The organism is Lentzea sp. NPDC092896, assembly GCF_044754905.1.
In the GTDB taxonomy this organism is placed as follows: domain Bacteria; phylum Actinomycetota; class Actinomycetes; order Mycobacteriales; family Pseudonocardiaceae; genus Lentzea.
The window spans coordinates 207,951-230,759 of sequence record NZ_JBIVPX010000003.1 but is presented as its reverse complement, the minus strand read 5'-3'; the positions used below and the strand labels follow the sequence as shown (position 1 = coordinate 230,759).

At 68.2% G+C, this 22,809-nt stretch carries 22 protein-coding genes; 8 read left to right on the top strand and 14 right to left on the bottom strand.

What is annotated here, in order from left to right; all coding sequences use genetic code 11:
• From ACIQF0_RS16750 to ACIQF0_RS16740, 3 genes are read left to right on the top strand one after another with little or no spacing between them, the layout of a single operon-like run.
• The gene (locus ACIQF0_RS16750) at positions 1-912 is read left to right on the top strand and encodes a metal ABC transporter solute-binding protein, Zn/Mn family (protein WP_401030342.1); all 912 of its coding nucleotides are present in this window, start codon (positions 1-3) and stop codon (positions 910-912) included.
• Positions 909-1,700, top strand: coding sequence for a metal ABC transporter ATP-binding protein (locus tag ACIQF0_RS16745; protein ID WP_401030341.1), 792 nt, complete (start codon positions 909-911; stop codon positions 1,698-1,700). The genes ACIQF0_RS16750 and ACIQF0_RS16745 overlap by 4 nt, the downstream gene beginning before the upstream one ends.
• Positions 1,697-2,512, top strand: a complete 816-nt coding sequence (locus ACIQF0_RS16740; protein WP_401030339.1) for a metal ABC transporter permease — start codon at positions 1,697-1,699, stop codon at positions 2,510-2,512. Before ACIQF0_RS16745 ends, ACIQF0_RS16740 begins: the two co-directional genes overlap by 4 nt.
• A gap of 381 nt (positions 2,513-2,893) precedes the next feature.
• Here ACIQF0_RS16740 and ACIQF0_RS16735 read toward each other — a convergent pair whose 3' ends face one another.
• The 6 genes from ACIQF0_RS16735 to ACIQF0_RS16710 all read right to left on the bottom strand — a co-directional run bounded on the left by ACIQF0_RS16735 (position 2,894) and on the right by ACIQF0_RS16710 (position 10,350).
• Positions 2,894-4,252, bottom strand: a complete 1,359-nt coding sequence (locus ACIQF0_RS16735) for a GGDEF domain-containing protein (protein WP_360049217.1) — start codon at positions 4,250-4,252, stop codon at positions 2,894-2,896.
• Between the two features lie 319 nt (positions 4,253-4,571).
• Entirely contained in the window at positions 4,572-5,798 is a 1,227-nt protein-coding gene (locus ACIQF0_RS16730) for an MFS transporter (RefSeq protein ID WP_401030336.1), read from the bottom strand.
• A 590-nt stretch (positions 5,799-6,388) separates the two neighbouring features.
• Positions 6,389-7,360, bottom strand: coding sequence for a 23S rRNA (guanosine(2251)-2'-O)-methyltransferase RlmB (rlmB, locus tag ACIQF0_RS16725; protein WP_360049220.1), 972 nt, complete (start codon positions 7,358-7,360; stop codon positions 6,389-6,391).
• A 5-nt stretch (positions 7,361-7,365) separates the two neighbouring features.
• Entirely contained in the window at positions 7,366-8,760 is a 1,395-nt protein-coding gene (gene cysS, locus ACIQF0_RS16720) for a cysteine--tRNA ligase (protein WP_401030334.1), read from the bottom strand.
• Entirely contained in the window at positions 8,757-9,380 is a 624-nt protein-coding gene (locus ACIQF0_RS16715; protein WP_401030332.1) for an HAD family hydrolase, read from the bottom strand. Before ACIQF0_RS16715 ends, cysS begins: the two co-directional genes overlap by 4 nt.
• Before the next feature lie 25 nt (positions 9,381-9,405).
• Positions 9,406-10,350 (bottom strand): toll/interleukin-1 receptor domain-containing protein, encoded by a 945-nt coding sequence (locus tag ACIQF0_RS16710; RefSeq protein WP_401030331.1) that lies wholly within the window; start codon positions 10,348-10,350, stop codon positions 9,406-9,408.
• Between the two features lie 53 nt (positions 10,351-10,403).
• Between ACIQF0_RS16710 and ACIQF0_RS16705 the strand changes: the two genes are divergently transcribed.
• The gene (locus ACIQF0_RS16705; protein WP_093594082.1) at positions 10,404-10,700 is read left to right on the top strand and encodes a DUF6191 domain-containing protein; all 297 of its coding nucleotides are present in this window, start codon (positions 10,404-10,406) and stop codon (positions 10,698-10,700) included.
• Here ACIQF0_RS16705 and ACIQF0_RS16700 read toward each other — a convergent pair.
• The 4 genes from ACIQF0_RS16700 to ACIQF0_RS16685 are packed head-to-tail and all read right to left on the bottom strand — an operon-like array spanning position 10,697 to position 12,784.
• Positions 10,697-11,089, bottom strand: coding sequence for a PPOX class F420-dependent oxidoreductase (locus ACIQF0_RS16700; protein WP_401030328.1), 393 nt, complete (start codon positions 11,087-11,089; stop codon positions 10,697-10,699). The two genes, ACIQF0_RS16705 and ACIQF0_RS16700, sit on opposite strands and share 4 nt — an antisense overlap.
• Positions 11,090-11,094: 5 nt before the next feature.
• Positions 11,095-11,562, bottom strand: coding sequence for a 2-C-methyl-D-erythritol 2,4-cyclodiphosphate synthase (gene ispF / locus ACIQF0_RS16695; RefSeq protein ID WP_401030326.1), 468 nt, complete (start codon positions 11,560-11,562; stop codon positions 11,095-11,097).
• Complete coding sequence (ispD, locus tag ACIQF0_RS16690; RefSeq protein WP_401030324.1) at positions 11,559-12,251, bottom strand: 2-C-methyl-D-erythritol 4-phosphate cytidylyltransferase; 693 nt, start codon at positions 12,249-12,251, stop codon at positions 11,559-11,561. The genes ispF and ispD overlap by 4 nt, the downstream gene beginning before the upstream one ends.
• A gap of 44 nt (positions 12,252-12,295) precedes the next feature.
• Entirely contained in the window at positions 12,296-12,784 is a 489-nt protein-coding gene (locus tag ACIQF0_RS16685; protein WP_012782996.1) for a CarD family transcriptional regulator, read from the bottom strand.
• Positions 12,785-13,038: 254 nt separating this feature from the next.
• On the opposite strand from ACIQF0_RS16685, the gene ACIQF0_RS16680 reads away from it, so the two are divergent.
• Positions 13,039-13,806: a hypothetical protein gene (locus ACIQF0_RS16680; protein ID WP_401030322.1), complete on the top strand. Its 768-nt coding sequence runs from the start codon at positions 13,039-13,041 to the stop codon at positions 13,804-13,806.
• A gap of 58 nt (positions 13,807-13,864) precedes the next feature.
• Here the strand turns inward: ACIQF0_RS16680 and ACIQF0_RS16675 are convergent, their stop codons facing one another.
• The gene (locus ACIQF0_RS16675) at positions 13,865-14,299 is read right to left on the bottom strand and encodes a hypothetical protein (protein WP_401030321.1); all 435 of its coding nucleotides are present in this window, start codon (positions 14,297-14,299) and stop codon (positions 13,865-13,867) included.
• Positions 14,300-14,453: 154 nt separating this feature from the next.
• Here ACIQF0_RS16675 and radA point away from each other — a divergent pair, with 154 nt between their 5' ends.
• Genes radA through ACIQF0_RS16660 form a run of 3 tightly spaced genes read left to right on the top strand, consistent with a single transcriptional unit; the run spans position 14,454 to position 16,900 of the window.
• Positions 14,454-15,848 carry a DNA repair protein RadA gene (gene radA / locus ACIQF0_RS16670; RefSeq protein WP_360049236.1) on the top strand — a complete coding sequence of 465 codons (1,395 nt, stop codon included), beginning with the start codon at positions 14,454-14,456 and terminating at the stop codon, positions 15,846-15,848.
• Positions 15,841-16,398 (top strand): hypothetical protein, encoded by a 558-nt coding sequence (locus ACIQF0_RS16665; RefSeq protein WP_401030319.1) that lies wholly within the window; start codon positions 15,841-15,843, stop codon positions 16,396-16,398. Before radA ends, ACIQF0_RS16665 begins: the two co-directional genes overlap by 8 nt.
• 37 nt (positions 16,399-16,435) lie before the next feature.
• Positions 16,436-16,900 carry a hypothetical protein gene (locus ACIQF0_RS16660; protein ID WP_401030317.1) on the top strand — a complete coding sequence of 155 codons (465 nt, stop codon included), beginning with the start codon at positions 16,436-16,438 and terminating at the stop codon, positions 16,898-16,900.
• A gap of 380 nt (positions 16,901-17,280) precedes the next feature.
• Here ACIQF0_RS16660 and otsB read toward each other — a convergent pair whose 3' ends face one another.
• The 3 genes from otsB to ACIQF0_RS16645 all read right to left on the bottom strand — a co-directional run bounded on the left by otsB (position 17,281) and on the right by ACIQF0_RS16645 (position 22,791).
• Positions 17,281-19,812, bottom strand: coding sequence for a trehalose-phosphatase (gene otsB / locus ACIQF0_RS16655; protein ID WP_401030315.1), 2,532 nt, complete (start codon positions 19,810-19,812; stop codon positions 17,281-17,283).
• Between the two features lie 48 nt (positions 19,813-19,860).
• Entirely contained in the window at positions 19,861-21,294 is a 1,434-nt protein-coding gene (locus tag ACIQF0_RS16650) for a trehalose-6-phosphate synthase (protein ID WP_360048692.1), read from the bottom strand.
• Positions 21,295-21,363: 69 nt separating this feature from the next.
• Positions 21,364-22,791, bottom strand: coding sequence for a threonine/serine exporter ThrE family protein (locus ACIQF0_RS16645; RefSeq protein ID WP_401030313.1), 1,428 nt, complete (start codon positions 22,789-22,791; stop codon positions 21,364-21,366).
• Positions 22,792-22,809 lie beyond the last annotated feature (18 nt).

The window sequence follows — 22,809 nt, the reverse complement described above, 5'->3', positions numbered from 1 at the left end:
ATGACTCTCCGCAACGCTCTGGTCGGCGCTCTCGCCGTCGTGAGCCTGGCCGCCTGCGGCACGACCACGCCGTCTTCCGACAGCGGCAAGATCCAGGTCGTCGCCTCCACCAACGTGTGGGGCAGCGTCATCAAGGCGGTCGGCGGCGACGAGGTCGAGGTCAAGGCCCTGCTGGACGACCCGAGCGCCGACCCGCACTCGTACGAGAGCAAGCCGGCGGACGCGGCGCTGGTCAAGGACGCCAAGCTGGTCGTGTTCAACGGCGGCGGCTACGACGACTTCTTCGCCAAGCTGATCACCAGCGACGCCACCAGGAAGGTCGAGGCGTTCCCGCTGCGCGACAACCACGCTGAGCCGCAGACCGGCACGCCCGACGCCGACGGTCACGACCACAGCGTCAACGAGCACGTCTGGTACGACCTGCACACCGTCCAGGCGGTGGCCGAGGCCGCGGCCAACGAGCTGGGTGCCCTCGCGCCGGAGAAGAAGACGACGTTCGAGAAGAACACCGCGGACTTCACGGCCAAGCTCGAGGAGCTGGAGAAGAAGGTCGCCGGCATCGGCAAGGGCCGCAAGGTCGTCGCCACCGAGCCCATCGCGCACTACCTGATCGACGAGACCGGCGCCGAGGACGTGACGCCCGAGGCGTTCAGCAAGGCGATCGAGGAGGAGTCGGACGTGCCGGCCGCCGCCCTCGCGTCGATGAACCAGCTGGTCGAGTCCAAGCAGGTCAACGCCCTGATCAACAACACCCAGACCGAGAACCAGGTCACGAAGGGCCTCGTCGAGAAGGCGAAGGCGGCGAGCGTTCCCGTCGTCGCGGTCACCGAGACGTTGCCCGAGGGCGTGACCGGCTACCTTGACTGGATGAGCAAGCAGGTTGACGCGCTCACGCAGGCGCTCAAGGCATGAGCGCTATCTCGCTGCGCGGGGCGCGGCTGTCCTACGGGGACAGAGTTCTGTGGGACGGGCTCGACCTCGACGTCGAACCCGGTGAGTTCCTCGCGGTCCTGGGGCCGAACGGCTCCGGCAAGACCAGCCTGATGCGCGTGCTGCTCGGACTGCAGCCGCTGTCCTCCGGCACGGTCTCGATCGCCGGCGGCAACCACGCCATCGGGTACATCCCGCAGCAGCGAGCGCTCGACCAGTCCATGACGTTGCGGGGCCGCGATCTCGTTTCGCTGGGCCTCGACGGCCACCGGTGGGGTCTTGGGCTGCGGGGCCGTCGTGAACGCCGTGTGCGCGTCGACGCGGCCATCGAGTCGGTGGGCGGGTCCGCCTACGCGGACTCGCCGGTCGGGCTGTTGTCCGGTGGGGAGCAGCAACGGCTGCGCGTCGCCCAGGCACTCGTCGGAAACCCGACGGTGATGCTCTGCGACGAACCGTTGCTGTCGCTGGACCTCGCGAACCAGCGGGTGGTGTCCGAGCTGATCGACAAGCGGCGCCGCGAGGCCGACACGGCGGTCTTGTTCGTCACGCACGAGCTGAATCCGGTGCTGCCGTTGGTGGATCGGGTGCTGTACCTGGTCGGCGGGCGGTTCCGGATCGGGACGCCTGAAGAGGTCATGAACTCCCGGACGCTGTCCGAGCTGTACCGGACGCCGGTCGAGGTCGTGCGGGTGCGCGACCAGATCCTCGTGGTCGGCGCCGGTGCTTGTGAGGAGCAGACGCACCACCTGTCGGCGGAGGCCGTTTCGTGACGTTCTTCGACCTGCTTGAACTGGATTTCGTGCAGACGGCGTTGATCGCTGCCGCGGTGCTGGGGCTCGTGGCCGGTGTTCTTGGGCCGTTGGTGGTCACGCGCAAGATGGCCTTTGCGGTGCACGGGACCAGTGAGCTTGCTTTTACCGGTGGCGCGGCGGCGTTGCTGCTCGGTGTCAGCGTTGGGTACGGCGCGCTGGCCGGGTCGATCCTTGCCGCGGTGTTGCTGGGGGTGTTGTCGCGGCGGGAGAGTGACCGGGACTCGGTCATCGGGGCGATCCTGGCGTTCGGGCTCGGCATGGGGATCTTGATGCTCGCCCTGTACAAGGGGCGTGCGTCCAACAAGTTCGGGCTGTTGACCGGGCAGATCGTGGGAGTGGACTCCACTGATCTGAACCTGTTGGTGGTGTCGTCCGTCGCGGTGCTGGCCGTGTTGGCTTTGATCTATCGGCCGTTGTTCTTCGCCTCGGTGGACCCGGATGTGGCTGTGTCGCGCGGGGTTCCGGTGCGGGCGTTGTCTGTGGTGTTCGCTGTGCTGGTGGGTGTTGCCACGGCGTTGTCGGTGCAGGTCGTCGGGGCGTTGCTGGTGCTGGCGTTGATGATCACGCCTGCCGCTGCTGCCATGCGGGTCACGGCTTCGCCGTTGCGGGCCACGGTTTTGTCCGTGGTGTTCGCTGAGGTTGCTGCTGTTGGTGGGATTTTGTTGTCGTTGCAGCCTGGGTTGCCGGTTTCTGCGCTGGTTACGGCGGTCAGTTTTGTGATCTACCTGGTTTGTCGTGGGGTTGGGGCTGTTCAGCGTCGGGCTGTTTGAGTCCTGATCTGCGGCTGCTTCCTGGGGCTCCGCCCCAGACCCCGCCAATCTGATCAAAAGCCGGGGTCTACGCCACGCGTAGGTAGATGGCACGCCTGTTGCGTTGGGCGGAGTTGCGTTGCTTTGAGGGGCGCGTTGGTGGGGTGGCTTCCTCACGAGCCGAGCCAAGAGCGGCAAGAGCTGTGGCACGACTCGTGACGAAGCCACCCCACCCAGACCGCACGGTAAGGACGGCTCGCCTTCGGCATCGCGGTGGGCGAGCGCTTGCGTGAGCTTGAGCTCTGACTGCTCGCCCTCGCATCGCCGGAGTGTCAGACCCGCTGAGTACGTTGGGTCGCGGGGGAGCCTCGTCTCAAGGGGACCCCTGCGTGAGCGTGCGCGCTAGGCCGTGCGGGACGTGATCGGCTTGGTCACGTCGTCCTGGCGCGGTGCGGGCATCAGGCGCGGCGGGATGTCCAGGCCTGCCACTCGGACCTGGTTTCGGCCGTTCTCCTTGGCCTTGTAGAGCGCCGCGTCCGCTGAGTGTTGTGCGGTGGCCATGTCCGGGCCGTTGTCGGGGATCACGGCCACGCCGATGGACGCCGAGATCGCCTGCAGTGACGCGCCTTCCGGTTCTGGGGGCTGGATCTCGCGGCCGTACAGGGTGACGACGTTGCGGTGCTTGTCCGTCGTCGGGACGGCCAGGGAGCCGATGGCCTCGCGGATGCGTTCGGCGATCGTCACGCCCTGGGCCACCGGGGTGTCCTTCAGCGCTACTACGAACTCCTCGCCGCCGTCTCGGCCCGCCACGTCGCCCGGGCGGAGCTTTTCGCGCAGGATTCTGCCCACCTCGGCCAGGACGGCGTTGCCCGCCGGGTGGCCCCAGGTGTCGTTGATGCGCTTGAAGTGGTCGAGGTCGATGACCAGGACGGTCATCGGTTCGCCGTCGAGGCGGCAGCGTTCGGCCAGGCGGCCCGCGTACTCGGTGAGGCCGTTGGTGTTGAGCAGGCCCGTCCGGTAGTCGGTGTGGGCGTCTGCCGCGAGGCGTTGGTGGAGTTGTTCCTGTTCGCGCAGCAGGCGTTCCAGGTGGGTTCGGCGTTCGCCCGCGCGTGACAACAGTGCGTTGACCAGGATGACTGGAACTGCCAGGAGCAGGGGGCCCACCCAGTGGCTTGTCATGAGCATGCCCAGCATTGCGCCGGCGCCGAGGGTGCTCATCTCGAGCATGTTGTCGACTTTGGAGCCGAGGAAGTCGAGGACCTTCGAGTTCGGGGTCACGATCTTGAACGCGGCCGCGACGGTCATCACCTGCACGAACCAGTAGACGACGGCGGCTATCGCGAGGATCAGGACCAGGCTCAGGTCCGTCGGGATGTTCCCGGTGGCGGCCAGCGAGACGCCCGACAGGTGCACCAGTGCCCAGGACAGCAGGGTCGAGGCGAGCATGGAGGCGGTGCCGAAGACGAAGCGGTAGGGCTGGCGGCGGGCGATGGGCTGGATCAGGATGCGCATCCAGATCGTGGCGATCACGGCCAGGCCGCCTGGCAGCGCGACGGCCGCGGCGAAGGTCCAGACCGAGGTCAGGTCGATGTGGGGGCCTGAGGCCTCGTTGCGGCGGGCTTCTTCCGCTCTGCGGACGACGGTCAGGTGGATGGTGATCGCGGCGATGAGCGCGGCGAAGCGGAGCCAGTCGGTGGTCGCGACGTCGGTGAGTCTCGTCAGCAGCCAGATGGCGGCAACGGCTACGGCTGCTTCGAGCACGAAAAAGTATGCGATCGCACTAGGCGCAACGGTCCAAAGGTCCCAGTTGCGAATCGGAGTCAAGCCGAGTGCCCGCGATCGCCTGCGATCAGTCAAACTGTTCTTCACCACGACCCCCTACGCTCATGGCAAGTCATGAGCTAAGCCGCCGCTGACCAGGTCGTAGACCACCACGCTGCCGCTTGTCGCAACGAGGAGGTGTCCTTCCATGTGCAACCGAGACTTCTGAACGCCACCCTTCCTCTACCCGGCTTCAATCTCGCACCCAGATCATCATGGTGCCTCTACGACGGATATCGCTATTGGTGACCGTTCTGTTTCAGATTGCCACCGCCTTCGTGTCGTCGCGACCTCGAGCACGCCGCCAGGCGAAGGTTGCCTGCGTCGCGAGCAGCAGTCCGATGCCGCCCGCGCCGGCGATCGTGGCCGTCACCGATCCGATCGAATGAGCGACGACACCGGCCAGCGCCATTCCACCGCCCTGGCTCGAACGCAACGCCGCGCGCCCAATGCCATAAGCCCTTCCACGGTACTGGTCGGGTAGCAGGCGCATCCAAGCCGAACGAGCGGGTGTGTGATAAGCCCCGCCTATACCGGCAATCACGAGCAAAACGATCGTCCAGGTCAGGTTCGGGTTGAAAGCGAACATGATCAACGGTGCCAGCGACAGGATCGCCAGCGGGCCGATCAGCCGTTCTCGCTTCGCCGGATCTCTCACCAGACGGAAGAGCAGCGCCACACCCAGCACGTTAGCGGCGGGTTCGATGGCGAGGATCAGGCCGACCGCCCACACCGCGTTCAGGCTCGCCGCCAGCGGCACCGCGAGTCCTTCCGGGACCATCGCGAGGCCCGCGAGCAGACGAACGCCCAGCAGGGTCCTCAATCGCGGCTCGGACACCATCAGCGTGAGCACGCCGCGCGGTTCCTCGTCGTCCTTCTTCTTGCGGCCCAGCGGATCGGCGGCCGGCCGGTGCTTCACGGACGTCTGCACGAGGATCGCCAGGGCGGCGAACGTGGCCGCGTTGATCCCGAGCGCGAGGCCTGGGCCGCTGTGGGCGACCAGAAAGCCGGCGGCGGCGAGGCCCGCCATCTGAGCGATGTCGACGGACGTGCCGAACAGCGCCACACCGTCGTCATAGCGTTTCGGCGGAAGTACGTGAGGAAGGCTCGCCTCCTGGGCCGCGAGGTACGGCGAGGAGATCGCCAGAACCACCACGAGCAGCACGATCATGGCCCACAGGGGCATGCCGGGAATGGCCATCGCGCCCATGAGCACGGCCTGCATCCAGGCCGTCGTCACCATTACCGTGCGTCGTGGGAACCGGTCGGCGACCCAGCCGAGCAACGGGCCCGAAATCAGCGGCGGGAACAGCGTCAGCGACCACGTGAGGGCGGTCCAGGCAGCGGATTGTGTTCGCTCGAATACGAGCAGTGACAATGCGACCGCCGCGAGCTGGTCGCCGGCGGTCGAAGCGGTCGAGCCGATCCACATGGCGCGGAACTCACGCAAACCCACGAGCTCGCGGAGCGCTCCGCGGGTCGTCATGCGGTGCCCCGGGCAGCCGCTCCCCGCGCGTGGTGAATCGGCACGTCCCGATTCGCTCTACGCCGAGTCACGTCGCCCCCGCCGGTGGTAATCAATTCCTATCGACAATCACGGTAGAAGCTGTCTGACCGTTCAACGTCTGTCCTACCACAGTGTGTACCTAAACGGAGCAGGCCAGTTACCTAAAGTAGTTACAATAGCGAAACGTGGAGCTGATCTTCTTCACAGTTGACCTCGGCCTCGCCTGATTGGACCCCAAATGGTCACGGTGTGTGTCAGCCGGTGCCAAACGGGTGTCTCGCGCTCCGCCAACCGGCGCAACCTGCACCGGCTCCTGCCTGGCGAAACAGGCGAATTGCGATCGAGACGAAGGTACCCGCGCTCGGGAGTGGCGCGGAATAGGCCACGCCGTTTGTCATCCTGATCGGTCTTGAAGTTCTGGCAAGTGTGGAGATCCCGTTTCCTCGCCCGCGTAACGAAACCGGTTTCGCAGGCGAGGAAAACGATCACTAACGTCGGCGAATGAAGGCGCTTAGCGTCGCGAACTAGTCGATAACGTCAGGCAACCGTCAGACAAGCCGGGTAACGCGTCAGCCCTTGGCATCGATGCGGCGGCGCCGCGCGATCTCGGCCAGCACGACACCGGACGCGACCGAGGCGTTGAGCGACTCGACGCCCTTGGCCATCGGGATCGACACGGTCTGGTCGCACGTCTCCTTGACCAGACGGCCGAGGCCGCGGCCTTCCGAGCCCACCACGACGACGAGCGGGCCCGTCGCGAGGTCCAGACCGTCCACGTCCACGTCACCGTCGGCGTCGAGGCCGACGATCATCAGTCCCGCCTCCGCCCAGTCGCGCAGCGTGCGGGTGAGGTTCGTGGCCATCGCGATCGGGATCTTGGCGGCCGTGCCCGCGCTGGTGCGCCAGGCCACCGCCGTCATCGACGCGCTGCGCCGCTGCGGCACCACGACGCCCTGAGCGCCGAACGCCGCCGCCGAACGCACGACAGCGCCCAGGTTGCGCGGGTCCGTCACGCCGTCCAGCGCCACCAGCAACGGCGGCGTGGTGGCGCGCTGAGCGAGCTCGAGCAGCTCGTCCGGGGTCGCGTACTCGAACGGCGGCACCTGCAGGCCGAGGCCCTGGTGCATCGCGCCGCCGGTGATCCGGTCGAGCTCGCCGCGGGCGACCTCCAGCACGGTGATGCCCCGGTCGGCGGCCAGGCGCACGGCCTCGGCCACGCGGTCGTCCGCGTCGATGCCCAGAGCCACGTACAGCGCCGTCGCGGGAGTGCCCGCGCGCAGACACTCCACGACGGGGTTGCGGCCCGCCACGGTCTCGGCGGAGGCCTTCTCCTTGGTGTGCCGGCGCTGCGTCTTGGCCGCGTCGGTCTTCGCCGCCACCTTGGCCCGCTTGTAGGCGGGGTGGTTCGGGCGCTCGGTCGCCTTCGGCGTCGGGCCCTTGCCGGTCAGTCCCTTGGACTTCTGCCCGCCGGAGCCGACGACCGCGCCCTTCTTCGAGCCCGGATTGCGCATCGCGCCCTTGCGCTTGGAATTGCCAGCCACGGAAGTCAGTCGTCCTTCAAAGTCCACTGCGGACCGTCGGGGGTGTCCTCGACGGCGATGCCCGCGTCGTGCAGCTGGTCGCGCAAAGCGTCAGAGCGCGCGAAATCCCTGCTCTTGCGGGCCTCCTGGCGTTCGACCAGCAGTCGATCCACCAGAGTGGTCAACGCCTGCCGCATGCCGAGATCGGCAGACGAGGCGTCGTTCCACTTCGGCGACAACGGGTCGACGCCGAGGATGTCAGCCATCCGGCGCACGCACTCGGCGGCCGCACGGGCCGTCTCGTGGTCGCCGTCGGCGAGTGCCGTGTTGCCCTGGCGCACCTTGTTGTGCAGCGCCGCCACGGCTTGGGGCGTGTTCAGGTCGTTGTCCATCGCGACCACGAAGTCCGGGCACATGTCGCCGCGCAGCTCGATCGGGCCGACGCGTTCCGCGACACGGCGCAGGAACGACTCGATGCGCCCGTAGGACGTCACCGCCTCCTGCAACGCCTCTTCGGAGTACTCGATGTGCGACCGGTAGTGCGGCGAGACCAGGTAGTACCGCAGCTCCTGGGCGCGGACCAGCTCCAGCATCGCGGGGATGGAAACGGTGTTGCCGAGCGACTTGGCCATCTTCTCGCCCGACAGCGTCACCCAGTAGTTGTGCATCCAGTAGTTCGCGAAGCCGTCGCCGGCCGCGCGGGACTGGGCCTGCTCGTTCTCGTGGTGCGGGAAGATCAGGTCGAGCCCGCCGCCGTGGATGTCGAACGTGCTGCCGAGGTACGTCGTGGCCATCGCCGAGCACTCCAGGTGCCAGCCGGGCCTGCCGTCGCCCCACGGGGTCGGCCAGGACGGCTCACCGGGCTTCGCGGCCTTCCACAGCGTGAAGTCGCGCGGGTCGCGCTTGCCGCGCACCGCCGTCTCACCCTGCTCCACACCGTCGAGCCGCTGCCCGGACAGCGCGCCGTACTCGGGGAACGAGCGCACGTCGAAGTAGACGTCACCGTCGACGTCGTAGGCGTGGCCCTTGTCGATCAGCCGCTGCATCAGCTCGACCATCTGCGTGACGTGGCCGGTGGCGCGCGGCGCGTACGACGGCGGCAGGCAGCCCAGCGCGTCGTAGGCGTCCTCGAAGGCGCGCTCGTGCGTGTACGCCCACTCCCACCAGGGCCTGCCGTGGTCGGCGGCCTTGGCGAGGATCTTGTCGTCGATGTCGGTGACGTTGCGGACCAGCGTGACGTCAGCCCCGTCGCGGGCGAGCCAGCGGCGCAGGACGTCGAAGTTCAGGCCGCTGCGGACGTGCCCGATGTGCGGCACGCCCTGCACGGTCGCCCCACACACGTAGATCGACGCCGTTCCGTTGACCTGCGGGTGGAACTCCCGCATGGACCGGCTCGCCGTGTCGTAGATGTGGAGGCTCACACGGGAATGGTACGGGCCACATCCAAAAGAGCAGTCGGGCGGTCACTCGTCGGAACCGGGTTGACGAGCCGGAAGGAGCAACCGATCGACTCCGCTCCGCCGTCCGCCTCCTCGCTGTCGCCGACCATTACGGCATTGCGGGGATCGACGCCCAGCCGTTCGCACGCGGTGGTGAAGATCTTCGGGTCCGGCTTGATGACGCCTTCTTCGTAGGACAGCACGAACTCGTCCACGAGGTGCGTGAGGCCGTGCAGCTCGAACACGGTGCGGATGTCCCAGCCGATGTTGCTGACGACCGCGACGGGGACGTCCCTGAGGTGCTCCAGCGTCGCCCTGGTGTCCGGGTAGGGCACCCACGACTCCGGGTGCAGCAGCTTGTCGTAGAACGACTCGGCGTTGGGCACCAGCGCGTCCTCGAGCACCTTCACGTGCACCCAGCGGTGCACGTCGGGGTCGAGGTCGCGCCGGTTCCAGCCGTCGGCCAGTTCGGGGTCCATGCCGTCGGCGATGCCGACCGGGGCGGTGAGTGCACGCATCAGGTCACCGTTGGACTCCAGCTCGGGGTGTTCGAGCCGGAACAGCGTGCCGGAGAAGTCGAAGAGCGCGGCGCGGATCGTCACGCCCCCGACTCTACGTGCCGAACCGCTAGGTGGTCTGGACCTTTTTGAGCTCGGCCTCGACCAGCGAGGCGTCGTAGGACAGGGTCAGCTGCAGGTCACCGGCACCGCGGTCGCTCGCGGCCGCGAACTCCTCGGCGAACCGCTCGATCTGCTTGAGCGGCTCGTCGGCCAGCTGGGCGGCGGCCTTGTAGAGCGCGGTGAAGCGGTCCGGCGTCGTGGTGCCGCGCAGGTCGGCCGACCAGTCGAGCAGGTTCTCGTACTGCTCCACGAAGTTGTTGGCCAGGTACTTGATCTTGTCGCTGTCGCCGGGGCGACCGGCCGGGCCGAACGCCATCTGCAGCCGGCCGGGGGAGAGCAGGTCCGCGATGCCGTTGATGATGCCGTCGAACGTGCGGCTGCGCGCCATGAACGTGTCCAGCGCGTCCACGTCCGCCGTGATCATGCGCTTCGGCTTGACGCTGCCCATCTCGTGGCTGATCCGCTTGTCCTTGAGGTTGCGCATGTGCAGCCCCACGGTGTCGGCGAACAGCTGGTACTCCCAGCCCGCCTTCGGCGCGGCCACCGCGGCGCCGACCTTCTTCGCGATCATCTCGGCCAGCTCGCGCGGCGTGCGGTTGCGGATGTCCAGGTACCCGGTGCCGACGCGCAGCGCGGGGATCTCGGTGTCGTCGAACCGGACGGGCAGCACGTACTCGGTGTCGGAGACCAGGGCGCGGTCGAACGCGGACTGCCGCTCGTGCTTGGTCCACATCTTCCTGGCGTAGGCCTCCGAAATGAACATCACGCAGAAGCGCGAGTCGTGGCGGTAGATCTGGTCCAGGTGCTCGACGAGGTTCTTGCCCCAGAGATCGGCCTGCTCGTCGGTGTCGTAGAAACGGGAGACGCCCAGCTCGGTGAGGTGGCGGGCCACCTCGTCGACGTAGGGGCGGTCTTCGCCGGCGAAGGAGAGACAAACGTCGTACTTGGGCACGAGGCGCATGTTAGTGGCGGGAACCACACCGACGTACGGGGAGTTGTCCAGGTATGAGCCTGGGGTACCTGTTCGCGATGTCGTTACCCGCGTTGGTGGCGGCGTTGTTCGTGCTCGCGGTGGTTGAGCGCTTCGTGCGGGGGAAGAAGAAGGGCACGCCGATGTCCGCGGCCGGGATCGGTGAGCTCGGCGCGACGTTCGAGGCGGGCAAGCGCGAGGAGATCGAGTTCCGCAAGGAGGAACGCCTGCTGCGCGACGACGAGGGGGACGGCGCGCCGCCGCGAAGCCGGGTGGACCTCGACGGCGGCCGTGCCGTGCTCAACGTGCCCGCGCAGAGGCAGCCGAGTTAGGCGTTGCCGGTGGTCTTGGCGACCTTCACGCGGACGATGACGCGGACGTTGTCCGTGCCGGCGTCGCCCGGGTAGTCCTTGCCGAGGTACTTGTGCGACAGCTCGTTGATGAGCTCGGCGCCGCCCTCGGTGGTCAGCGCGGCGTCACCGCGGAACTCGCTGTACTGGTACGGGTTGTCCTTGTTGATGACGGTGATGCTCACCCGCGGGTCGTTCTGCAGGTGGCGCTCCTTCGCCCGGCCGACGACGGTGGAGAACAGCACGTCGTCGCCGTCGCGCTTGATCCAGACGACCGAGGTCTGCGGGCTGCCGTCCTTGGTCAGCGTCGCGACCGTGGCGTAGTTCGGGCTGTCGAGGAGTTCGCGCTGCGTTTCTGAAAGCGTGGCCATGTTCGTCAGGCTACGGGGAACAGCAGGGCCGTCGCGATCGCGGCGATGCCCTCGTTCCGCCCTGTGAGACCCAGGCCGTCCGTGGTGGTGCCGGCGACCGAGACCGGGCCGCCCACCGCGTCGGAAAGCGCTTTCTGGGCTTCTTCGCGGCGCTTGCCGATGCGCGGTTCGTTGCCGATGACCTGGACTGTGGCATTCCCCACACGGAAACCGGCCTCTTCGACGAGGCGGCGCACCTCCGTGAGCAGGACCACGCCGTGCGCGCCCGACCAGCGCGGGTCTGAGGTGCCGAAGACGGCTCCCAGGTCACCCAGGCCCGCCGCGGACAGCAGCGCGTCGCACAGGGCGTGTGAGGCCACGTCGCCGTCGGAGTGGCCGGCGCACCCGTCCACGCCCTCCCACAGCAGACCGGCGATCCAGCACTCCCGGCCTGACTCGATCGGGTGGACGTCGACGCCCTGGCCGATCCTCACTTCTGGCCTCCGCTGAACAGTGCTTCCGCGACCGCGAGGTCGAACGGCGTGGTGATCTTCATGGCGTGTGCGTGGCCGGGAACCGTGTGGACGGCAACACCGTTCTTCTCGACGAGACCAGCGTCGTCAGTCGCGGCAATACCGGAGCAATAGGCGGCTTTGAGAGTCTCGGCACGGAAACCCTGCGGGGTCTGCACGACCCGCAGACCGGCTCGATCAGGTGTGGAGACGACCACTCCGACCTCGTCCACCTGCTTGATCGTGTCGGCGACCGGAAGCACGGGGATGACGGCGTCGTATCCGCCTCGCACAGCGGCTACGACGGCGGCGATGACCTCGGGAGGGGTGAAGGCACGAGCAGCGTCGTGGACCAGCACGATCGAGGTGTCCGGAATCACGCGGAGCGCGTGTTCGAGGGCGAGCCGCACCGAGTCGGTGCGTTCGGCACCCCCTGAAAGCACGTGCACCGCCCCGCCGGCCGGAGCCAGCGAGGCGGTTGCGGTGTGCACCAAGTCCACATCGGACGGTGGAGCTGCGATGACGACGTGCTGAACCTGGCCTGACTCGAACAGACCTCGCACGGCACGAGTCAACAGCGGGACGCCGTTGACCGGCACGAGCGCCTTGGGCATCCCGTAGCCCAGACGCTCACCTCGCCCTGCCGCGGGCACGAGCGCGACAACACTCATGTTCGCGACTAAGTCCGATGCTCTGATTGTTTGTTTTGAGAAAACTACGAGGCGGTGGCGAGAACTTCGTCGAGGAGAACCTCGGCCTTGTCCTCGTCGGTGCCCTCGGCCAGCGCCAGCTCGCTGACCAGTATCTGCCGCGCCTTCGCCAGCATCCGCTTCTCGCCGGCGGAAAGCCCGCGATCCTTCTCGCGCCGCCAGAGGTCGCGCACCACTTCCGCAACCTTGTTCACATCGCCGGAGGCGAGCTTCTCAAGATTGGCCTTGTACCGCCGAGACCAGTTGGTCGGCTCCTCGGTGTGGGGAGCACGCAAGACCTCGAAAACCTTGTCGAGCCCTTCCTGGCCGACAACGTCACGCACGCCTACGATTTCGGCGTTGTCAGCGGGAACCCGAACGGTGAGGTCGCCCTGCGCTACCTTGAGAACGAGGTACTTCTTCTCCTCGCCCTTGATCACGCGGGTCTCGATTGCTTCGATGAGAGCGGCACCGTGGTGCGGGTAGACGACGGTCTCTCCGACCTTGAAAACCATGTGTCCTCTGCCCCTTTCGATGCCTCCATCCTAACACGTCCGGCAACCCTTCGATCGCTGCTCGATGATCCGTTAGTGCTGGTCAGGGCCATGCGGGGGGTTGACAAACCACCTGTTCGCGTGCAAGGTACGTCTCATCGAAGATCGACTGGCATCCCGTCGCGTCCTCGATTCGGGTCCCGGTTAGGCTCCTTGCCTGGTGGTTGTTCCCTAGGAAGGACGCTGGAGCCGTGAACTCAGGAGTGTCTCGCCGGATGATCGTGACGGCAGCGCTGGCCGCGGGCCTCGGCCTGGTGGCGGTCGGCTGCAGCGCCGGTCAGATCACCCAGACCGACACCCAGGTCGCCGCCGTCGACGGTGCGAGCGGCAACGCGGGCCCGATCGCGGTGCGCAACGTCATGCTCGCTTTCCCGCCGGACGGCAACCGGTACCACGACGGCGACGACGTGCCGCTGACGTTCGTCATCGCGAACTCGGGCTCCGCCCCGGACAAGCTGCTGTCGATCAAGTCGGACGCCTCGGAGGCCGAGGCGGAGGTCGTCGGCTCGAAGGAGATCCCGGCGCAGTACGCGCTGCGGGCCGAGTACGACGCCTCGAAGGCGCCGACGAAGACCTCGTCGCCGTCGTCGTCCGCTGCCTCGTCCTCGTCGGTCGTGCCGACCTCGGGTGCCCCGTCGTCGAACCCGTCCTCGTCGGTGACGCCGTCGTCCGGTGCCCCGTCCTCGGGTGCCCCGTCCTCCGGTGTGTCGTCCTCGAACGTGTCGCCGTCCTCGGGCGCGTCGTCGAGCGGCCGCCCGTCGGGTTCCTCCGTCGCGCCGACCTCGTCGTCCGCCGCGGTCGACCCGAGCCTCGAGGTGCTGGAGATCCGCTGCACCCTCAAGAAGCTCAACCGCGACGTGGTGGCGGCCCAGACCGTCAAGGTCACGTTCCTGTTCGAGAAGGCCGGCACCGTGACGCTGGAGGTGCCCGTGGCGCCGTCCGAGCACAAGCGCACGAGCGAGGGCCACGAGTCGGGCCACTAGGTCTCTGACACACGAAAACGCCGCCTCCTGGCTTCAGGGGGCGGCGTTTCGCGTTTGTTCAGGAGGCCTTGAGCATCGGCAGGAACTTGTCGCGGTACGCCCACGCCAGGCCGATCTCGGCCGCGACCACGATCAGCCCCATGACCAGGCCGCTCGGCTCCAGGAAGACGTGGAACAGGAAGATGTTCACGATCACCGGGGCGAGCAGGGCCAGCGCCAGCGGCACGAACCGGCCGACGAGCAGCAGGAGCCCCGCGACGAGCTCGACGCCGGACAACAGCTGGACCATGTACCCGGTCGCGTAGAGCGCGGTGTTGAAGGCCACGCCGTCGGGGGCCATGGTGCTGGGGTCCGGGGCGGGCATGAACATGATGAAGCCGTTCAGGCCGGTCGTGGCGAACAGCAGGCCGGTCAGCACGCGGGTGACGACGGTGGCGTAGCGGCCGATGGCGAACTTGCGGGTCTGCGTCGCGGAAACGGTTGCGGTGCTCACTGTGTCCTCCAGGTTTGTCGTGTCCTTCCACTGATGCGTCGAACGGGCCCGCTGCCGGATCGACAAACGCGCCGAAAAATCTTGAAAGTTTCTGTCTGGTGGCTCTGACCTGCGGCGAACGTTTCTGTCGGTGTCGTGCTCTAACGTTCGTTCCGTGGCGAAGACAGCGCGGCCGATCTTCCGTTGTGCCGAGTGCGGGCACGAGGTGGCGAAGTGGTTCGGCCGCTGCCCCGAGTGCCAGGCGTGGGGCAGCATCGAGGAACGAGGCACCGCGTCCGTGACGCGCGTGGTGGCGGGCGCGCCGACGTCGGCCGCCCGGCCGATCGGCGAGGTCGACATCGAGTCGGCGCGGGCGCTGTCCACCGGTGTCAGCGAGTTCGACCGGGTGCTGGGTGGCGGCCTGGTGCCCGGTGCCGTCGTGCTGCTGGCCGGTGAGCCCGGCGTGGGCAAGTCGACGTTGCTGCTGGAGACGGCGCACCGCTGGGCCGAGTCGCACGGCCGTTGCCTCTACGTCACCGGTGAGGAGTCCGCGGGGCAGGTGCGGCTGCGCGCGGAACGCACCGGCAACCTGCACGGCGAGATGTACCTGGCGGCCGAGAGCGAGCTCAGCGCGTTGCTCGGGCAGGTCGACCAGGTGAAGCCGTCGATGCTGATCGTCGACTCCATTCAGACCATGTCGACGGTGAGCGTCGAGGGCGTGCCCGGCGGCGTCACGCAGGTGCGGACCGTCGCATCAGGACTGATCGCGATGGCCAAGGAGCGCGGCCTTCCGGTTGTCCTGGTTGGACACGTCACGAAGGACGGATCCGTTGCGGGGCCCAGGGTTCTGGAGCACCTGGTGGACGTGGTGCTGCAGTTCGAGGGCGATCGTCACTCCAGTCTGCGGCTGCTGCGCGGTATCAAGAACCGCTACGGCGCGGCGGACGAGGTGGGTTGCTTCGAGCTGCGCGACGACGGCATCGCGTGCGTGCCGGACCCGTCCGGGCTGTTCCTCACGCGGCGCGAGAAGGCCGTCGAGGGCACCTGCGTCACGGTGATCGTCGAGGGCAAGAGGCCGATGCTCGGCGAGGTGCAGGCGCTGGTGGCCAAGACGAACCTGCCCGCGCCCCGGCGCGCGGTGAGCGGGCTCGACTCGGCGCGCATCTCGATGGCGCTGGCGGTGCTGGAGAAGCGCGGCAAGGTCAACCTGTTCCAGAAGGACGTCTTCACCGCGACCGTGGGCGGCATGCGGCTCGTCGAACCGGCCGCCGACCTGGCCGTAGTGCTGGCGGTGGCCTCCGCGGAACGGGAGATCGCCCTGCCCGCCGACCTGGTGGTGCTCGGCGAGGTGGGCCTGGCCGGCGAGATCAGGCGCGTCAACGGCGTCGGCAAGCGCCTCAGCGAGGCCGCGCGGCTCGGGTTCAAGAAGGCGCTGGTGCCGCCGGACCACGGCCCGCTGCCGGACGGGGTGCGCGCGCTGGTGGCGAACGACCTGGTGTCCGCTTTGGAGTTGCTCGGCCTGAACCGCAAGCGCAGCAGCAAGTCCGAAGAGAAGCCAGAAGATGACTGACCTGCTGCGCCGTGCCGCCGCGCTCGTGCCCGGCGACGCGCGCAGCGATGCCGGGTGCACGTCCGCGGACGTCCGCGAGTATCTCGACCACGACGAGTGGGAGATCGCACTCGACCTCCTCGGCGACTTCGACGGCATCGCCTGGCAGACCTCGGAGTACTGGAAGCTGCTGGCGGCCGCGGCGGAGGAGCTGTACCTGCCGTCCAAGTGGTTCCACTGGCGGGAGGCAGAGACGCGGCTCGGCCTGATCCGCGCCGATCTGCAACTGGTGCCGAGCACGCGGAACCCGATTCCGGCGCAGGGCGTGCTCAGGCCTCTGTGGCACGTGGGTGGCGGCGACTACCGGGTGGCCAGGATGTGGATCGAGTCGAAGCCAGAACTGGAGGCCGGTGGCCGCGCGATCGTCCGGCTGACGGCCTTGTCGCCGGAGGGGTGGCGGCACCTCGCGCCGGGCGCCGTGATCACCATGCACGAGGGACAACCAGTGGCCGGTACGGCGACTGTGATCGAATACGCGGGTGTTGGGGAGACACGACAGCGAGATAGGTGAGTTACTGCGGTTCGCGGCGTCCTTGGTACCCGCGGAGGTGCAGAACTCAGACCTGCTCGACTACCTCGACCTCGAAGAGTGGGAGCTGGTCCTCACCCTGCTGGGCGACTTCGACGGCCACACCTGGCAGACCCCGCGCTACTGGGCCCTGCTGGCCGAGGCGGCGGCCGAGATGGACCAGGACGAGGCCTGGTTCCAGTGGCGCTGCGTGGAGTCGATCCAAGGCCTGCTGCGGGTAGAACTGACCCTGTCGGTCGACGCGGAACCCTTGCAGGCCAGGGGAGAACGCCCGATGTGGGACGTCACCGGCGAACACCAGCGGGTGGCCGCGCTGTGGATCGAGTCCAAGCCGGTGCTGGGCCCAGGTGAACGCGCGACCGCACGGCTCAGGCCGTTCGTACCGCCAGCGTGGGCGCACCTCATCCGGGGCGACGTGATCACGCTGCACGGCAGCTCGCCGGGAACCGCGAAGATCATCGAGAAGGTGCCGCCGCGGCCCTGACCCATGGGCTTGGCGGATCCGAAGTGCGGCTCCGGTACGGCATCGGGCGCTGGCTGACCCGCTGACCTTGATCGCGAGTTGTCCACAGGCTGGCGAAGTTCTGACCTGCGGTTATCCGTTTCCGGGTAGCCTGTGGACAGAGCGGGAACCAAATTTGGGGTTCGCGCGTTGCGTCAGGAGGAATCGCGCGGGGGAGCGGTGGGCACAGCCGCGGTCAACTGCTCGTGGCGCCTGCCCGGGCACAGCTGAGGTTCCGGAAAAGGCACAGCCGGGGTTCCGGGGATGGCACAGCCGAGGTTCCGGAAAGGCACAGCGGAGATCGTGGAAATGACACCGCCGCGGCCCTGAGACAGGACCGCGGCGGCAGCAGAACTACGAGATCACTGCGAGAGCAGCTGGGCGCAGCGGATCAGGCCCAGGTGCGAGTACGCCTGCGGGTGGTTGCCCAGCGAGCGCTCGGCGATCGGGTCGTACTCCTCGGGCAGCAGGCCGGTGGGGCCCGCGGCCGCGACGATCTGGCCGAACAGTTCCTCGGCCTCGGTGCGGCGGCCGGTGAGCAGGTACGACTCGATCATCCAGGCGGCGCACAGGTGGAAGCCGCCCTCGTCGCCCGGCAGGCCGTCGTCGCGGCGGTAGCGGTAGACGGTGGAGCCGGACCGCAGTTCCGCCTCGATGGCCGTGACGGTCGACTGGAAGCGCTCGTCGGTCGGGTCGATGAGGCCCGACAGGCCCACGAACAGCGAGGCGGCGTCGAGGTCGTCGCCGTCGTAGGCCGTGGTGAAGGACTGGACCTCGTCGTTCCAGCCGTTCTTCAAAACGTCCGTGGCGATGGTGTCGCGCAGCGGTACCCAGGACGGGTCGAGCTCGCGGCCGAACTGTTCGCCGAGCTTGATGGCGCGGTCGATGGTCAGCCAGCACATGACCTTGGAGTACACGTGGTGGCGCGGCGCGTGCCGTTCCTCCCAGATGCCGTGGTCGGGCTCGTGCCAGCGCCGGGAGACGGCCTCGGCCATCGCCCCGGCCATCGTCCAGTCGGCGTCCGAGAGCGAGCCGCGGGCGGTGGCCAGTTGCACGACCAGGTCGACGACCGGGCCGAACACGTCGAGCTGCACCTGCTGGTTCGCGAGGTTGCCCACGCGGACCGGGCGGGAGCCGGCGTAGCCGGGTAGCGACTCGATGACGGCCTCGGCGCCGAGCTGGGTGCCCTGCAGCGTGTACAGCGGGTGCAGCCGCTCCGGGCCCGGGATGGTCTCCAGGACGCCGTGCAGCCACGCCAGGAAGCCGTCGGCCTCCGCGTACGAGCCCACCGACACGAGTGCGGCGGCGGTCATCGCGCCGTCGCGCAGCCAGCAGTAGCGGTAGTCCCAGTTGCGGACGCCGCCGAGCTCTTCTGGCAGTGACGTGGTGGCTGCGGCCATGATCGAGCCAGAGTCCTTGTGCACCAGGCCGCGCAGCGTCAGTGCCGAGCGCAGCACCAGGTCCGTCTGCACGGTCGGCAGGCGCAGGCCCGCCGCCCAGTCCGACCAGTAGCCGGCGGCGCGGTCACGGCGCACCGACTCGGCCTGAGCGTGCTCGGAGATGTCGTCGGTGCCGCAACGCAGCTCCAGCAACACCGGTGCGCCCTCGCGTGGGCGGACCACGGCGCGTGCGGTCTCCTGCACGCCGTCCGAGGTGATGTCCCAGTCGACACCGGGGGAACGCAGCACCATCGGGTCCGAGGTGCCGACGACCCGCAGGCCCTCGCGCTCGCGCAGCAGCCGCACGGGCACCTGGCCGAACTCCGGGCGCGGCGCGAACGTGATCACCGCGTTGGTCGAGCCGGAGATCCGCCGCACCAAATCGGTCCGGTGCGAGGCGACGTCGTGCTCCAGGTAGTCCGTCACCAGGAGCCGCGACCAGCGGGTCTCCACGATCATCGTGCCTGGCAGGTAGCGCTGGCCCAGCGGCAGCGACCCGTGCTCCGGCTTGATCGAGAAGTGGCCCGCGGCGGGGCCGCCCAGAAGGTCCGCGAAGATCGCCGCGGAGTCCGGTTCGGGGTGGCACAGCCAGTTGACCTTGGCGTCCGGCGTCACCAGGGCGACCGAACGCTCGTTGGCGAGCATGGTCAGGCGCTCGATCGGCACGGCCTGGTCGCCATGCAGCCACGCGCGGCGCTCCTCCAGGAGGAACGCCAGCACCGTCGCCACGTCGGACGGGTCGCCGATGTAGTGCTCGGCCAGCGACTCGCCGGCACCCACGCGGATGCCGACGTCCGGGCCGGACAGGCGCGCGAACGCCTTCTCGTCCGTCACGTCGTCGCCCAGGAAGATCGCCGCGGTGGCGCCGACCTGGTGGCGCAGGATGTCCAGCGCCTGGCCCTTGTTGGTCTCGACGACGGCGAGCTCGATGACGGCCTTGCCCTCGGTGACCTGCACACCTTCCCAGGTGCACGGGCCGGAGCGGACGGCGGTGAGCACGGCCTCCCCGATGGCCTCGCTCGCGGCGCGGCGCACGTGCACCGCGACGGAGGCGGGCTTGACCTCGAGCTGGACGCCTTCTTGGCCGTCGGCGATCTCTTCGAGCTCGGCTTCGATGCGCCGCAGCAACGCCTTGGCGTTCGCGTCCAGCGCGTGGACGAAGCCGACGTCGAACTCGGAGCCGTGCGAGCCCACTAGGTGGACCTCGCCAGGCAGACGGGACAGCGTGGCCAGGTCGCGCAGTGCGCGGCCGGAGATCACGGCTGAGGTGGTCTCGTGCAGGCTCGCCAGCGAACGGAGCGCGTTCACCGACTCCGGAAGCGGGCGTGCCTGCTCCGGGTCGGCCACGATCGGCGCGAGTGTTCCGTCGTAGTCGCTGGCGACCAGCAGTCGTGGGGTCCTGGCCAGCTGCACGATGGCGCGGCGCAGTTCGGCGGGGAGGGCCTCGGCGGTCAACGCCCCTCCTGGAGCACTCGATGGGTCAATACGGGGATCTGAAAGGATTCAGACCGAGGTCTGCGTGCCCAACGCCTCCAGGAACGACCTTGCCCAGCGATCAACGTCGTGGGTGAGGACTTGGCGGCGCAGCGCGCGCATCCTACGGCGGCCTTCAGCAGGATCGATGTCGAGGGCGGCCTGCAGAGCGTTCTTGACACCGTCCAGATCATGGGGGTTCACCAGGAACGCACTGGTCAGTTCTGCGGCAGCGCCGGCGAACTCGCTGAGCACCAGAGCTCCACCAAGATCATATCGGCAGGCCACGTACTCCTTGCACACGAGGTTCATTCCGTCCCGAACGGGCGTGACGACCATGACGTCCGCCGCGCTCATGAACGCGACGAGCTCCTCGCGGTTCACCGACTGGTGCAGGTAGTGCACGACGGGTTTGCCGACCCGTCCGAACTCGCCGTTGATCCGGCCGACCGACTGCTCGATGTCCTTGCGCATCGTCACGTAGTGGTCGACGCGTTCCCTGCTGGGAGTGGCCAGCTGCACCATCGCGACGTCCTCGGGGTCCAGGCGTCCGTCCGCGATCAGCTCGTACAGAGCGCGGATCCTGACGTCGATGCCCTTCGTGTAGTCGAGACGGTCCACGCCCAGAAGGATGCGCTTGGGGTTGCCCAGGTCCGCTCGAATCTGCTTCGCGCGGGCCTGCGTCTCCTTGCGCCGGGCGACCGCGTCGAGCCCCGCGCTGTCGATCGAGATGGGGAACGCGCCGACGCGGACGGTGCGGTCGCCGACCTGCACGACACCTGGCCGGGTCCTGACACCCACGGTGCCGCGGCTCGGCTCCAGACCCACGAGCCGGCGGGCCAGCCAGAGGAAGTTCTGCGCGCCGCCGGGCCGGTGGAAGCCCACCAGGTCGGCGCCGAGCAGCCCGCGGATGATCTCCGTGCGCCACGGGAGCTGCATGAACAGCTCGACCGGCGGGAACGGGATGTGCAGGAAGAAGCCGATCTTGAGGTCGGGCCGCTGCTCGCGCAGCATCGCCGGGACGAGCTGCAGCTGGTAGTCCTGCACCCACACCGTCGCGCCCTGCGCGGCGACCTTCGCCGTCGCGTCCGCGAACCGCTGGTTGACCTTCACGTAGGCGTTCCACCAGTGCCGGTGGAACGCGGGCTGCGCCACGACGTCGTGGTAGAGCGGCCAGAGCGTGCCGTTGGAGAAGCCCTCGTAGTAGTCCTCGACCTCTTTCGCGGACAGCTCGACCGGGTGCAGCAGCAGGCCGTCGTCCTCGAACGGCGGCACCTCGGTGTCCGCGACGCCGGGCCAGCCGACCCAGGCGCCGCTGTGTGAGCGGAGGAACGGTTCGAGAGCGCTGACGAGACCGCCAGGGCTGTGTTTCCACCGCTCGGTTCCGTCAGGCAAGCGCTCCAGGTCAACCGGCAACCGGTTGGCCACGACTACGAATTCCGCCCCGTTCTCGCCAATGTCCATGCTCACAAAGCTGAGGCTAGTGCGGACGCGTGCTGTCGGCGTGCCGTGTAACCCCCGTCACAGCGAGTTTCACTCCAAACGACGCTTGGAGGGTTTGAGCGGCCCGGACATGCGCGGACCAGCGAACTTGCGCTCCAGACGGCCCAGTCCGGTGCGCACGGGCTGGGCCAGGTACTCGCCGAACACGACCCCTCCGGCCAGAGCGAGAGCAATGCCACTCGCGAACACGAGCGTGCTCAAACCGGCCGGATCGCCCTCCGCGGTGAGCTGGAACAGACCCCGGTAGGTGGTCCAGCCGGGCAGCAGCGGCACGACACCGGCCTGGACGACGACGAGCGTCGGGATGCGCAGCCGGCGGGTCATCGTCGCGCCGCCGAACCCGGTGATCGCGGCGGCTACGGCGGAGCCGAGCAGCGCGTCCAGGCCGAAGCTCGTCATGAGTCCGTAGGCGGCCGTGCCGATCGCGCCGGAGATCGCGGCGGCGACGAGCGCGCGAGGCCGGGCGTAACAGGCGAGCGCGAAGAACGCACTCGTCGCCGCGCCGGCCGCGAACTGCATCGGCACCGCGGAGATCAACGCGGGCAACGGGTCGCTGAGCTTGATGTCCAGTCCGAAGTGGACGGCCGCGCGGATCGCCAGCGCGACACCCGCGATCAACCCCGCGCTGAGCAGCACGGTCTCGACCGTGCGGCCGGCGGCGGTGACGTTGTAGCCGGAGATCGCGTCCTGCACGGTGCTGACGAGTGCGAGCCCGGACAGCAGCACGACGATCCCGACCGCGACGAGCAGACTCGGCCGCACCGGCAGCAGGCCGGTCGAGAAGATGGCGAGCGCGGCGCCTGTGCCGAGCGCGCCGCCCACCAGTTGCTGGAAGAAGAACGGCAGGTTGCGGCGGTTGAGGATTCGGCCGACCCGGTCGACCACGGCCGTGATGGCCGCGGCGGTGAGCGCGAGCACCAGCCCGCCGCCCACGAGGAACGCGACCGCGGCGGCCATTCCGCCCCATGCGGCGGTGGCGACCCAACGCGGATAAGGGTGCTTGGCGTTCGTGATGTCTTCGAGCCGTGCGTGCGCTTCTTCGATCGGTCCGAGATTGCGCACCAGATGTTCGACGTCCGCGAGTCGCGTGTAGTCGAGACTGCGCTGCCGGACAACGCGTATCGAGGTGATCGGCATTGCCTCCGTGCCGCGATGACACGACACGCTGATAGAGGTGTAGATCACGTCGACTTCTGTGTGCGGCAGTCCATAGCTCTCGGTGACTGAGAGAATCGTCGCTGTCACATCGGCCGCACCGGCCCCACTGGACATTTGGACCTCACCGATCTTCAGGGCGAGATCGAGTACCAGGTGAACCGTGGTGTCATCGGGCAGAGCGGGGCCGTGCAGGCTGTTCGTGGAAATCTTGGGCACCTCCGTCGTGTGATCGTGACGGGGACTTCGACTGTTGCTGTGTCGTCGGCCACCTCCGATCGGGCGACCTGAAAAGGAGGACATGATCACTGTCCGTTGGTT